The 12,962-nt window shown below is 54.3% G+C and carries 15 protein-coding genes; 5 read left to right on the top strand and 10 right to left on the bottom strand.

Annotation, left to right across the window (positions count from 1 at the left end):
* Nucleotides 1–500 (top strand): IS3 family transposase (locus IBT46_RS21845; RefSeq protein WP_200547393.1); only part of this gene is annotated, 500 nt, incomplete at its 5' end.
* Here the strand turns inward: IBT46_RS21845 and nei are convergent.
* The 8 genes from nei to IBT46_RS21805 all read right to left on the bottom strand — a co-directional run bounded on the left by nei (nt 501) and on the right by IBT46_RS21805 (nt 7,429).
* Nucleotides 501–1,289 carry an endonuclease VIII gene (nei, locus tag IBT46_RS21840; RefSeq protein WP_200547392.1) on the bottom strand — a complete coding sequence of 263 codons (789 nt, stop codon included), beginning with the start codon at nt 1,287–1,289 and terminating at the stop codon, nt 501–503.
* A gap of 128 nt (nt 1,290–1,417) precedes the next feature.
* Nucleotides 1,418–2,170 (bottom strand): 5-oxoprolinase subunit PxpA, encoded by a 753-nt coding sequence (pxpA, locus tag IBT46_RS21835; protein ID WP_200547391.1) that lies wholly within the window; start codon nt 2,168–2,170, stop codon nt 1,418–1,420.
* Nucleotides 2,167–3,093: a 5-oxoprolinase subunit PxpC gene (gene pxpC, locus IBT46_RS21830; protein ID WP_200547390.1), complete on the bottom strand. Its 927-nt coding sequence runs from the start codon at nt 3,091–3,093 to the stop codon at nt 2,167–2,169. Before pxpC ends, pxpA begins: the two co-directional genes overlap by 4 nt.
* On the bottom strand, nt 3,087–3,743 hold the full coding sequence (pxpB, locus tag IBT46_RS21825) for a 5-oxoprolinase subunit PxpB (protein WP_200547389.1): 657 nt from the start codon (nt 3,741–3,743) through the stop codon (nt 3,087–3,089). Before pxpB ends, pxpC begins: the two co-directional genes overlap by 7 nt.
* Nucleotides 3,744–3,865: 122 nt before the next feature.
* On the bottom strand, nt 3,866–4,609 hold the full coding sequence (locus IBT46_RS21820) for a type 2 GTP cyclohydrolase I (protein WP_105591074.1): 744 nt from the start codon (nt 4,607–4,609) through the stop codon (nt 3,866–3,868).
* A gap of 2 nt (nt 4,610–4,611) precedes the next feature.
* Entirely contained in the window at nt 4,612–6,042 is a 1,431-nt protein-coding gene (gene phrB, locus IBT46_RS21815) for a deoxyribodipyrimidine photo-lyase (protein ID WP_200547388.1), read from the bottom strand.
* Between the two features lie 18 nt (nt 6,043–6,060).
* Nucleotides 6,061–7,038, bottom strand: a complete 978-nt coding sequence (locus IBT46_RS21810) for a 2-thiouracil desulfurase family protein (protein ID WP_200547387.1) — start codon at nt 7,036–7,038, stop codon at nt 6,061–6,063.
* Between the two features lie 184 nt (nt 7,039–7,222).
* Nucleotides 7,223–7,429 carry a YbfA family protein gene (locus tag IBT46_RS21805; RefSeq protein ID WP_105591071.1) on the bottom strand — a complete coding sequence of 69 codons (207 nt, stop codon included), beginning with the start codon at nt 7,427–7,429 and terminating at the stop codon, nt 7,223–7,225.
* A 300-nt stretch (nt 7,430–7,729) separates the two neighbouring features.
* On the opposite strand from IBT46_RS21805, the gene kdpE reads away from it, so the two are divergent.
* On the top strand, nt 7,730–8,413 hold the full coding sequence (gene kdpE, locus IBT46_RS21800) for a two-component system response regulator KdpE (RefSeq protein WP_200547386.1): 684 nt from the start codon (nt 7,730–7,732) through the stop codon (nt 8,411–8,413).
* 69 nt (nt 8,414–8,482) lie between these two features.
* Here the strand turns inward: kdpE and pgm are convergent, their stop codons facing one another.
* Complete coding sequence (gene pgm, locus IBT46_RS21795; protein ID WP_105591069.1) at nt 8,483–10,123, bottom strand: phosphoglucomutase (alpha-D-glucose-1,6-bisphosphate-dependent); 1,641 nt, start codon at nt 10,121–10,123, stop codon at nt 8,483–8,485.
* Between the two features lie 24 nt (nt 10,124–10,147).
* Entirely contained in the window at nt 10,148–10,684 is a 537-nt protein-coding gene (gene seqA, locus IBT46_RS21790; RefSeq protein WP_200547385.1) for a replication initiation negative regulator SeqA, read from the bottom strand.
* A 261-nt stretch (nt 10,685–10,945) separates the two neighbouring features.
* On the opposite strand from seqA, the gene ybfF reads away from it, so the two are divergent.
* From ybfF to fldA, 3 genes are all read left to right on the top strand, one after another.
* Nucleotides 10,946–11,710: an esterase gene (ybfF, locus tag IBT46_RS21785; RefSeq protein WP_200547384.1), complete on the top strand. Its 765-nt coding sequence runs from the start codon at nt 10,946–10,948 to the stop codon at nt 11,708–11,710.
* A gap of 146 nt (nt 11,711–11,856) precedes the next feature.
* Entirely contained in the window at nt 11,857–12,138 is a 282-nt protein-coding gene (gene ybfE, locus IBT46_RS21780; RefSeq protein ID WP_105591066.1) for a LexA regulated protein, read from the top strand.
* A 145-nt stretch (nt 12,139–12,283) separates the two neighbouring features.
* A complete protein-coding gene (gene fldA / locus IBT46_RS21775; RefSeq protein ID WP_123336569.1) occupies nt 12,284–12,814 on the top strand; it encodes a flavodoxin FldA in 531 nt (176 codons plus the stop codon).
* Nucleotides 12,815–12,962: the final 148 nt, after the last annotated feature.

Genomic DNA, 12,962 nt, shown 5'->3' with positions numbered 1-12,962 from the left:
AGGTCTGGGTCGCCGATATTACTTACCTTCCGCTACGCAGCGGCGTGGCCTGTCTGAGTCTGGTCACGGATGCCTGTTCCAGAAAAATTATGGGTTACCATGTGGGGGAAAATCTGCAGACTGACAATGTCATAAAAGCGTACAGAGAAGCGCTGCGGAGGAGAAAAACGGCAGGTCCCCTGATACATCATTCAGACAGAGGGCAACAATACTGTTCAGCGCTTTACCAGTCGGTTCATGAGAGAAACGGGATAACCTGTTCAATGACAGATGGTTATGACTGCTATCAGAATGCGCTGGCTGAGCGAATAAACGGAATCCTGAAAAATGAGTTTTTACTCACACGCCCGGCAGATCTGGCGCAGGCGAGGAAGATGGTAAAAGAATCGGTGGCAATCTATAACCACGAGCGGCCGCATCTGGCCCTGAAATACAAAACGCCCGATGAGGTTCATCGGGCGTTTTACAGGCAGAACGTTGTCAACCTAAATCAGGACTAGTCACTGGCAACCGGGGCACCAGTAAAACGGCCGGGACGATAGCGTCGTTTTCACAATGGTTTCTCCGCAGCGCTCGCAGGCCTGCCCTGCACGATGAAACACCTTAAAACTAAAAATCGCGCCGTGATGGCGGTTTTCATCGGCTTCACCGCGGGTTCGGTAAGAAAGTCGCGGTATGGCCAGCAGTGCTTCCGCCAGTACATCACACTGCGCATCACTCAGGTCCTCGGCCCGATGACTCGCCGCCAGCTCAGCCTGCCAGAGAATTTCAACCCGCAGGTAGTTACCCAATCCCGCGAGAAAGCTTTGATCGAGCAGCAGCCCGCTAAACTGACGACGGCGAAAGCGCTTCGACAGCAAACGCTCGCGTACCTGCTCAACCGTCAATTTCATATCCAGCACATCCGGCCCGACTCGGTTCAGGAACGGATGGGCGGCCACGCCGTTGGCATCCAGCAGTTCGATATCCGATGCGCTATATAAAAGCAGCGTTTTGTCCGCCGTTGACAGTTTGACCCGCAGCACACGCTTGCTGTCAGGCTCTTTGCCGGTTGGCACCACGCGCCATACACCGTAAAGCTGATTGTGGCTGTATAGCGTCAGCCCATTGGAAAAGTGAGTCAGTAAGGCCTTACCGCGCGTCTCAATTGCCGTCACCCGCTGCCCCACCAGCTCATGCTGACGGGCCTGCAGCGCAGGATAGGCGAACCAAACCTCGGTCAGCACTTTACCTTGAATTGCCTCTTCCAGGCGGTCCGCCGCCCGGCGAATTTCAGGACCTTCCGGCATGCAAACTCCGTTGCGTCTGTAAGAAAAAACCGGCGACAGAAACATTTCTGACGACGACCGTGGAATAATCAGCTTGTAAGGCTTTATGATCGGGAACGCTGCGCCGTTATAAAAAGAGAGTATCTTGACTAAGAATGGCGGATCTCATGGCAGGTAACATCGATTTGATGCGCACGAAAAGCCTGCCGGAGCCGCTGTGCAAAGTTAAGCGCGTGGGGCCCGTCGCCGTGCAGGCAGACCGTTTCAGCCCGAACGGCCACCCACTCCCCCGTCACGCTCTGCACTTCGCCACGCTGTACCATATCCAGCGTCTGGCGAATCGCCAGCTCCACCTCTTCGATTAATGCGCCTGGCTGGCCGCGCGGCACCAGTGAACCATCATACTGATAGCCGCGATCGGCAAACACTTCTTCACAGGTTACCAGCCCCTGCGACCGCGCAGCACGAATGGATTCACTACCGGCTAACCCAACCAGCACCAGTGCCGGATCGACAGCTTTTACCGCCTGAGCTATCGCCTCTGCCAGCGGTGCTTCTCTCGCCGCCTGGTTGTACAACATACCGTGAGGTTTGACGTGAACCAGCCTGCCGCCGAGGCTTTCGGTCAGCGCCTTCAGCGCGCCAACCTGATAGATCACCTGCGCATAGACCTCTTCCGGCGGCAGATGCATTGCCGTACGACCAAAGTTTTCCCGATCCGGAAAGCTGGGATGTGCGCCAATCGCCACGCCAGCCTCCAGCGCCTGTCGTACCGACTGCAACATGGTGGAAGCATCGCCTGCGTGGAAACCGCAGGCGATATTCACCGAGGTGACCAACGTCAGCAGCTCACGCTCGCCGGAGCATCCTTCACCGATATCAGCATTCAGATCGATCTTCATGCACGTAACCCCCAGGCGATCTGATCAAGAACTCGCTGCTGTTCCCTTTTGGCCCGCAACGCCTCTTCCAGAGTACAGTGCACAAAGTGGATCGGCTCTCCCAGCCGCAGCTGTGCCAGATGATAAAGATCCGCTTCAATGACGCAGGCAATGCGCGGATAGCCACCGGTTGTTTGTGCGTCGGCCAGCAGCACGATTGGCTGCCCTCCGGCGGGAACCTGGACTACGCCGGGAACCAGCCCGTGGGAAAGGAGTTCACGATCGGCATCGCGCTGTAGCTTACGCCCCTGCAGGCGGTATCCCATCCGGTTACTTTGCGGATCGAGCCGCCATGCAGTGCGCCAGAAGGCCTCACGGCTCTCGGCACTGAATTCATGATACTCCGGCCCAGGTAATGCGCGTACCCGGTTACCCCACAGTAATTGCCGTACGCCTGCGGGTTCACGAAAATCACGCGTCGCGGCCCTCAGAGGAAGCCGATCGCCATCCTGAATCTTTCGACCGTCAAGCCCGCCAAATCCCGCTTTCAGATCGGTGCTCATCGACCCCAGCTGCGGTTCAACAGCAAAACCGCCATTGATGGCCAGATAGCTGCGCATACCACGCTGCGGCATACTTAAAGTCAGCCGCTGGCCTTGCTTTACTGCGGTTCGCCAGCCGGTCCAGACGGTCTTTCCGTCCAGTTTTGCGTTACAGCCCGCGCCGGTCAGTGCCAGCCAGCCGTCGCGGCCAAACTCCGCAGTAAACTGCCCAAGAGTGATTTCCAGCACCGCATCCTCCGCCGGGTTTCCTACCAGCATATTCGCCGTCTGCATCGCCGGATTATCCAGCGCCCCGCAGCGGCTGATGCCGTACTGGCGCCAGCCCTGCCGACCGGCGTCCTGGATGCTGGTGCTGATCCCGGCACGAATGATGTTTAGCATACCCCCTCCTTCTGTGGCACAAAGCGCACCCGATCGCCGGACCGCAACAACACCGGCGGCTGATGTCCTGGGGTGAATAGCATCGTTTTCGCCTGACCGATCAGCTGCCAGCCACCGGGCGTGGCCAGAGGATAAATACCGGTTTGTGCCCCGCCGATACCAACCGAGCCAGCAGGAACCGTTAGCCGGGGATCGGCACGCCGTGGAGTGTACAGACGACGGTCAAGGCCGCCAAGATAAGGAAAACCAGGCTGGAAACCAATGAAGTAGACGACGTACTCCACAGCGCTGTGGCATTCAACCACCTGTGAGGCACTCATTTCACAGTGATGTGCAACCTGATCCAGGTCGGGGCCTGCCGCTCCACCGTAGATAACCGGTATCTCGATTAACCGTGACGCCGGTACCTGAACCTCGCTATTTTCCCACCACTGCTGCAGCCACTCGATGGCATCCAGTGCGGTTTGCTGCGGATCGCTTAACACGACGGTAATATTATTCATCCCGGGGACAACATCGATAACTTCAGGACGATCGTGAAGGCGCTGAGCCAGTCCCCATATTCGCTGCTGGCTGCTGAGTGAAACCGGCGGGTCCAGTTCCAGCACCACCGTGCGTTCTCCTAACAAATAACATCGTGCTCGCTGCACTCAAGCCTCCTGAGCGGACGTGATAGCCATTGACGGACAGGAAAATAGTTATGCGAGATTGCGATAACGGTGTCAACCTGCCGGGCAGCGACGATGGCACCCGGCAGGTTGCTTATCTGGGATCAGACCGGGTTATTGATATCGATAAAAGTGACATCCAGCCCGTGATTTTCTGCCAGCCACTCGCCGAGCGCCTGTATACCGCAGCGTTCGGTGGCGTGGTGACCGGCGCCATAAAAATGCAGCCCCTGCTCGCGCGCGCTGTGAATGGTCTGTTCGGAAGCTTCGCCGCTGATAAACGCATCGACGCCGAACGCGGCGGCGGCATCAATAAAGCCCTGTCCGCCGCCGCTGCACCACGCCACGCGTTTAATCAGTGCCGGTGCATTGTCGCCACAGTGCAGAGGAGTGCGCCCCAGCGTATCTTCAATACGCTTCGCCAGCTGTTCACCGCTAACCGGCTGGGCAAATTCGCCCCAGAACAGCAGTTCTTCCACTTCACCTTTAACTTCAATCCCAAACAGCTTCGCCAGCAGCGCGTTGTTGCCCAGTTCAGGGTGCGCATCCAGCGGCAGATGCCAGCCAAACAGGTTAATGTCGTTTGCCAGCAGCGTTTTCAGGCGCTGGCGCTTCATCCCTTTGATAACAGAAGGTTCGTTCTTCCAGAAATAGCCGTGATGCACCAGTACAGCATCGGCTTCCAGCCGCACGGCTTCGTCGAGGAGTGCCTGGCAGGCGGTGACGCCGGTGACGATTTTTTTAATTTCGCTTCTGCCTTCAACCTGCAACCCGTTCGGGCCGTAGTCTTTGAAGGCGGCGGCATTCAGTAACTGGTTAACCAGCTGTTCGAGTTCACTATTGCGCATAATTAATCCATCTGTTTTCGTGCAGCTTCAAAGGCGTCCAGCGTTTGCTGGCGTGCCTGTTTATGTTCCACGATCGGCACAGGATAATCGAGCTTTTGGTTAGTTTTCTTTGCCCACTCGTGGGGCTGATGGATATATTTTTCCGGCACCTGCCGCAGCTCTGGCAGCCACCGGCGGATAAACTCACCTGCCGCATCGAAACGTTCACCCTGTGTGGTCGGGTTAAAAATGCGGAAATAGGGTGCGGCATCGGTGCCGGTAGACGCGGCCCACTGCCAGCCGCCGTTGTTAGCCGCCAGGTCACCATCGATCAGCTGCGACATAAAGTAGCGTTCGCCCTCGCGCCAGTCGATGAGCAGATCTTTCACCAGAAAACTGGCGGTGATCATCCGCAGCCGGTTGTGCATCCAGCCAAGGCTGTTTAGCTGGCGCATAGCGGCATCGACAATCGGATAGCCTGTTTTGCCTTCCTGCCAGGCGGCAAGATGCCTGGGTTCATCGCGCCAGGCGACTTTTCGCGTCCAGCGAACAAAAGGCTGATGGCGGCACAGCGCCGGATAAGCCACGATTAAGTGGCGATAAAACTCGCGCCAGATAAGCTCATTCAGCCAGACAAAAACCTTATCGTCTTCCAGACCGCGCGGATGTTCTTTCAGCAGTCGGTAAAGGCATTGACGCGGAGACAGCACGCCGATGGTCAAATAGACTGAAAGGCGGCTGGTGCCGTCAAGCGCAGGCAAATCTCGCCGGTCGGGGTAGTGTGTCACAGGCTGCTGGCTGAACTCCCGCAACCTGGCAATCGCGGCCTTCTCACCAGCGGGAAACAGCGAGCTGTCGACGGACTCTCGTGGATAGTTAAACGGCTTCAGCGGAGAAACGTCTTTTATCGGCCCGTTTTCTCGTGCGGCAGGTGCGGTAAAGCATTCAGGTAATCCATCCTGCAGGCGCTTAACAAAGGCCTTGCTGAACGGTGTAAACACCTTATACATCTCACGATTACCGGTCAGTACGCTGCCGGGAGGTAATAGCAGGCTATCGTCAAAACCCTGCACCATCACGTCATTATCAAACAGCACCCGTTCGGCTGCCGCATCACGCTGGCGCTCATTGACCTCGTACTGATAGTTATAGAACATCCGGTCAACACGGTTCTTCCGGCAAAAGTCCAGTAGCACATCTACGGAAGCGCCAAAATCATCGCATTCGGCGAGGTGCAGCTCAATGCCCTTTTGCGCCAGCGATTGCTGCAGGTCCTGCAAATTCTGCCAGATAAACTCCGCCTGCTTCGCGGCCATATCATGGCTGTGCCACTGTTTCGGCGTGGCGATAAATAGCGCAATGACTTTTGCGCTGTTCGAGCGGCAGGCGGCATAAAGGGCATGATTGTCATTGATGCGCAGATCGTTACGCAGCCAGACAAGGTGGGTTGTCATAATGCTCCCTGAATTTAATTAGTATCCATAACGCAGCCGCAGGGCTTCGGGATAAGGAGAGAAGTAGCGCTGCCCGGTCAGCCAGGGATGCGGATACTGCGCCATATAGTGTTTCAGCAGGGTAATCGGTGCCAGTAAAGGCTGGATGCCGCGACGATAGCTGTCAATTAGCGTGGACAGCTCCTGGCGCTGCGGCGAATTCAGCTCGCGACGGAAATAGCCCTGAACATGCATCAGCACATTGGTGTGATTGCTGCGCGAGGCAGGCAGCTTCATCAAATCCATCAGCAGCTGACGGTAGGCAAAAGCGAACGCCTCCAGCGATTCCCAGCGATCCATTTTTGCCACGAACGGGCCGATTTCCCGGTATTTTGGCTGGGAGTGGGCCAGCAGCAGCAGTTTGTATCGGCTGTGGTAGTCCATCAGTTTTGCCCGGGTCAGGCCACCTGCCCACAGCTGGTTAAATTCATGCAGCGCGTAAACGCGCGCGACAAAATTCTCCCGCAGGATAGGGTCGTGCAGCCGCCCGTCTTCTTCCACCGGCAGCCACGGCAGCTGTGCCATCAGCTCGCGGGTGAAAATGCCGACGCCCTCTTTTTGATTATTATTATTGTCAGGTTGATAGACACGGACGCGTTCCATGCCGCAGCTGGGCGATTTGGCACAAACAATGTAGCCGCACAGGTGGTGAAGCCGGGCCACCTTTTCAGCGGAAAACGCCTGCATATTTTCTGTGACGGCAGAGGTCTTCCCGCTGACGGCAGACTCTTTGCCGTTACTGAAGCGAAGGGCTACATCCCCGCCTTCAACTTGAGTCAAACGCAGTGCGGGTCGGGGAGCAGGCAGGCCTATCGCCATTTCCGGGCAGACCGGTTCGTAGTGAAGATAAGGGGCCAGCTCTTCTGCCGCAAAAACGGAACGCTTATGCCCACCGTCGAATCTTACCCGCTCACCGAGCAGGCAGGCACTGATGCCAACAGGAATTTTTTTGCTCATATCTATACAACCAAATAATTATTGTACAGGTTTGAGTGTAGATCAATTTCGCTATTTTTTCTCTTAAAACCTTAATCGCTGAATTTTTCGCAAAAAAAATCCCGCACTCCGGCGGGATAGTAAACAGAACAAATTCATTGAAAACGTTGGAGTTAGCTTCAGAGCCGTAACATTAAAGCGATGCTTAATAAAAATCGCAGCAGACCGATTCAGCCTCGGCCAGCCAGACGGGCTTATCGCTGGTTTTTACCCAAACACGATGCAAATAACTGTAAAATCGGGCACGGTCGGCGCGGAAAAGCATAACCGGTAGCGCGAGCACACCGGCGAGCACTACCGCTGCACGACGCATGAAAATCCGCGTAGTAGAATAAGAGTGATAAAGATTCATACGTCCTCCTCAAATCGGCTAAAAGATTGTCTGTAATCTGAGCAAAATAATACCGCCTTTAATGTAATTAAACTACTGATCGGACCACTTTTTTGACGAAAAATTGTGCTGTTTTTGCTCTGACTGTAATTCTGTTACAGAATGGTTAATTAAGGCTTAAAAAAGCCGTTAATAAGATCGAATAATTAACAATTACCCTCCAGTAAAACTGCGGTGGGCGAGCCGCATCATCTTTTGCTAAATTAGCCGCCATAATGACGTTTTCCGGCAAGGCTCTCTGGCTGCCGGTGCGGAGGAACCTTGACCACTATTCTGATCGTTGAAGATGAAAAAGAGATCCGCCGTTTTCTGCGCGTGGCACTTGAAGGCGAAGGCTTTCGCGTGGTTGATGCCGATACGCTCAGCCGCGGGTTAATTGAGGCCGCTACACGCAAGCCTGAGATGGCGATCCTCGATCTCGGATTGCCGGACGGCGACGGTATTCAGTTTATTCGCGAGGTACGTCAGTGGAGCAGTATGCCGGTGATTGTCCTGTCAGCCCGCAGTGACGAACAGGATAAAATCAACGCGCTGGACGCCGGTGCGGATGATTTCCTGACGAAACCTTTCGGCGTGGGTGAACTGCTGGCGAGAGTGCGTGTTGCCCTGCGCCACCGTCCGAGTTCCACCAGCAGCAGTGAACAGGCACAAATTACCTTTGGCGAGGTCAGCGTAGATATTGCTGCCCGGCGAGTCACACGCGATGGCAGCGATCTGCATCTGACACCGATTGAATTTCGTCTGCTGGTCAGCCTGCTGAATCATCCAGGCAAAGTGATGACCCAGCGCCAGCTGCTGGTTCAGGTCTGGGGACCGAATGCGGTTGAGCACAGCCACTATCTGCGGATCTATATGGGGCACCTTCGCCAAAAGCTGGAACGCGATCCTGCCCAGCCGCAGCATTTGCTGACGGAAACCGGCGTTGGCTATCGCTTTATTCCCTGAATCACGGCAACAAAAAAAGGCCATTCAGTGAATGGCCTTTTCATATTTATTGCAAAAATAACGTCAGACTCAGGCGTTTTTCAACACCGCGCTAACGATCTCTACTGCTTCTTTCTCTATCTTCTCGCGATGCTCGGCACCGAGGAAGCTTTCACAGTAGATTTTGTAGGCATCTTCAGTACCGGAAGGACGCGCGGCAAACCAGCCGTTTTTGGTCATTACTTTCAGGCCACCAATGGAGGCTCCGTTGCCAGGCGCGGCGGTCAGACGATCGGTGATCGGATCGCCTGCCAGCGTGTCTGCACTCACCATTTCCGGGGAAAGCTTCGACAGCGCGGCTTTCTGAGCAGACGTTGCCGCTGCCTGGATACGGTTGTAGCTTGGGGCACCAAAACGTGCGGCCAGTTCGTCATAGTGCTGCTGCGGATTCTTGCCCGTTACGGCGGTGATTTCTGCCGCCAACAGACACATGATGATACCGTCTTTGTCGGTCGACCATGGGGTGCCGTCGAAGCGCAGGAAGGATGCACCCGCGCTCTCTTCACCGCCGAATCCGAAGGTCCCGTCAAACAGACCATCAACGAACCACTTAAAGCCCACCGGCACTTCCACCAGCTTACGGCCGATATCGTCAACCACACGGTCAATCATTGCGCTGGACACCAGCGTTTTGCCGACTGCAACATCTTTGCCCCACTGCGGACGATGCTGGAACAGATAGTTCACCGCAACCGCCAGATAGTGGTTAGGATTCATCAATCCGGCAGGCGTGACAATACCGTGGCGGTCATAATCCGGGTCGTTAGCAAACGCCAGATCGAACTTGTCGCGCAGCGCCAGCAGGCCCGCCATTGCACACTCGGATGAGCAGTCCATACGGATCACGCCATCTTTATCAAGGTGCATAAAGCGGAAAGTCTGATCGACTGCATCGTTAACGATGGTCAGATCGAGCTTGTAGAACTCAGCGATACGCTGCCAGTAGGCAATGCCGGAGCCACCCAACGGATCGACGCCAATTTTCAGGCCCGCTTTCTGGATTGCCGGGATATCAACGATCTGCGCCAGGCCTTCGATGTACGGCTGGATCAGATCCTGCTCCTGCAGATGGCCGCTGGCCCATGCCTGATCGAGAGAAATACGCTTAACGTCTTTCAGACCGTCCTTAATTAAGGCGTTGGCACGATCTTCCACCACTTTGGTGACGTTGGTATCCGCTGGTCCGCCGTTTGGCGGATTGTATTTGATGCCGCCATCTTCCGGTGGATTGTGGGAAGGTGTAATCACAATGCCGTCCGCCAGTGCAGCCCCGGCTTTATTATGCTCAAGGATGGCGTTGGAAATCGCAGGGGTCGGCGTATAGCCATTATCCTGCTGCACAATCACATCCACACCGTTTGCCGCCAGCACTTCAAGAACCGAGATAATCGCCGGTTCAGACAGCGCATGGGTGTCCTTACCGACGTAGCAAGGCCCGGTCACGCCGTTCTTTTTACGTTCTTCGGCAATAGCCTGAGCAATAGCCAGGATATGCGTTTCATTGAAACTGTGACGACCCGCGCTACCGCGATGGCCTGAGGTGCCGAATTTTACTGCATGTTCAGCATTACCCAATTCAGGCTGCAATACGTAGTACTGCGATGTTAACTGTGCAACGTTAATTAAATCGCTCTGCCGGGCTGGCTGCCCGGCACGGGGGTGATTGGCCATTGGCGCTTCTCCCTGACGCTTCGGTTAAAGGGTACCGCAAACTTTCTCGGTCAGTTCCGCCGGGAACTGCATCGATAACATGATATGTTCCACCATGCTGCGCTTGCGGCCGGTATTAGTGTTGGTGATTACCCAGTAAGGGGTGCCCGGAATATGCTGAGGCTTGGTATGCGTACCATTCTGAGTCAGCGTCTGCTGGTTACCCGCGAAATAGACCCGCGTGCGGCCGTGCAGCGACTCGGTGGCATCGCCAAAGGCTTTGGCGTCCAGGGTGTATAAAGTCGATAAAATCAGCATAAACCTGTTCACCACTTTCTTCTGCTCGGCATATTCGTCAGAAAGCAGCAGTTCACGCACGGCGCGAACGCGATCCTGCGGGCGAGGTTCAGATTTCACGACAGCGGGCTCTTTAGCCACCTGGGCAACGGGTGCCGCAGGCGCGGTCTGCCCCGCAGTGAACTTCAGCATACGGCGTAAAATGTCCGATGCGCTTTCCCCAATATGCTGAGTATGGCTGGCAATATAGCGGTATAGCTCTTCGTCGACTTCTATCGTTTTCATCTTTATCCAGTACGGTTGTTGCTTCTATCAGAATCGAGCGAAAAAAAGATACGATCTTCAGGATCGTCGGCTTTCTGGAACCCGTATCCTAACTTCAGGATTATAAAGTTAAATCCAGCCCGGGTGTAGCCTAAGCCCTCTTTGCCAGCAAAAGTCAGAATTTGCCGTAAAAAGATCGTTGGCTGCGCCTGTGCTACCCCCGGCAGAAAATGTAAAATCCATGATACCCTAAGCCTTCGTTCCAACTGTAAGAACTTTGCTATGAATTTGAATGTCCGCCTGCAATCTGAACAATCTGCAACAGACGATCTGCCTCTGGTGTTGATCCACGGGCTTTTTGGCAGCCTTGATAACCTGGGTATCCTTGCTCGTGACCTCATTCAGTACCGTCGGCTGATTCAGATTGATGTGCGCAATCATGGTCTGTCTCCACGCTCGAACGAAATGAGCTACGCGCTGATGGCACAGGACGTGCTGGAAACGTTAGACGGGCTGGGCATTGAGCGTTTCGGCGTTATCGGCCATTCAATGGGCGGAAAAATCGCCATGATGTTAACCGCACTGGCACCGGACCGCGTGGCAGGACTGGTGGTAATTGATATGGCACCGGTCGCCTACCCCACCCGCCATCATGATGATATCTTCGCCGCGCTCCAGGCAGTTACCCATGCAGGCATCACCTCGCGTAGTCAGGCCGCAGCGCTCATGCGCCAGACACTGGCGGAAGAGGGCGTGATCCAGTTTCTGTTAAAATCTTTCCACGAAGGTGAATGGCGTTTTAATGTCCCGGTGCTGTATCAATGTTACGACCAGATTATTGGCTGGCAGCCAGTGCCTGCCTGGCCACATCCTGCGCTGTTCATTCGCGGTGAGCGATCCCCCTACCTGGCCGATGAATATCGTGACGCACTGCTGGCACAGTTTCCTCAGGCGCGGGCGCATGTTGTGGCCGGGGCCGGTCACTGGGTTCACGCTGAAAAACCTGATGCAGTTTTACGCGCAATTCGTCGATTTTTTGTGCTGTAAAAACAATTATTTCCCTATGTTGTTAAAACATTGTCGTCATCACTTTCACTGGGGTATGATGCGCGCTGACATTTTTCCGCTGGTGATTTTTACGGCGGATAACGGCCTGACACATCAGAAATCCAGCCTTTCAGTATCACTAATCTATGGCAAAAGAGAACACGGACCGCACAACGATCGATCTGTTCGCAGATGAACGTCGCCCGGGACGACCGAAAACTAATCCGCTGACGCGTGATGAGCAGCTGCGCATCAATAAACGTAATCAGCTTAAACGCGATAAAGTTCGCGGGCTTAAGCGTGTCGAGCTGAAAATGAACAGTGAAGCCGTTGATGCACTTAACCAGCTGGCCGAAGCGCGCAATATGAGCCGCAGTGAACTGATTGAAGAGATGTTGCTAAACCAGTTAAAACACCTTCAGTCCTGAATACACCGCGTGCTATCAACGCACAAAGCGACAAATGCCGCAGGATTACTCATTTATCCATTGACGGCGGTCTGCTATTATTACGGCTATCTGCAAAAATTTTGGCAGCCACCATATCATTAAGATTCAAGAGGTTATTAAACTCATGGCAATCGTAGGCATTTTCTTTGGCAGCGATACAGGCAATACGGAAAACATTGCAAAGATGATCCAGAAACAGCTGGGTAAAGACGTTGCAGAAGTTCGTGATATTGCCAAAAGCAGCAAAGAAGACCTTGAAGCCTTCGACATTCTGCTGCTGGGCATTCCCACCTGGTATTACGGTGAAGCCCAGTGTGACTGGGATGACTTTTTCCCTACGCTGGAAGAGATCGACTTCAACGGTAAGCTGGTAGCCCTGTTCGGCTGTGGCGATCAGGAAGACTACTCAGAATACTTCTGCGATGCGATGGGCACTATCCGCGACATCATTGAACCAAACGGTGCGATCCTGGTGGGCCAGTGGCCGACCGAAGGCTACAATTTCGAAGCTTCTAAAGGCCTGGCGGATGACAACCACTTCCTGGGTCTGGCAATTGACGAAGATCGTCAGCCAGAACTGACCAACGAACGCGTTGATAAGTGGGTTAAGCAAATTTTTGATGAACTTCAGCTGAAAGAAATCATCGAAGCCTAAGCCAAACGGCCTGATGTGAGAGACATCTCACATCAGGCCAGTGATTTTTCCTATAGAAGTAATAGATACGTATTTGTAACTTCCACCTGTAAAAATGTACAATAACCCTATCGGTTACCCGCTTTCTCATCCTTCAGCCTCTCTAAAC

The sequence above is a fragment of the Erwinia sp. S38 genome, assembly GCF_016624545.1.
GTDB classification, from domain to species: Bacteria; Pseudomonadota; Gammaproteobacteria; order Enterobacterales; family Enterobacteriaceae; genus Erwinia; species Erwinia coffeiphila.
This window is presented reverse-complemented; position numbering and strand designations above follow the sequence as displayed.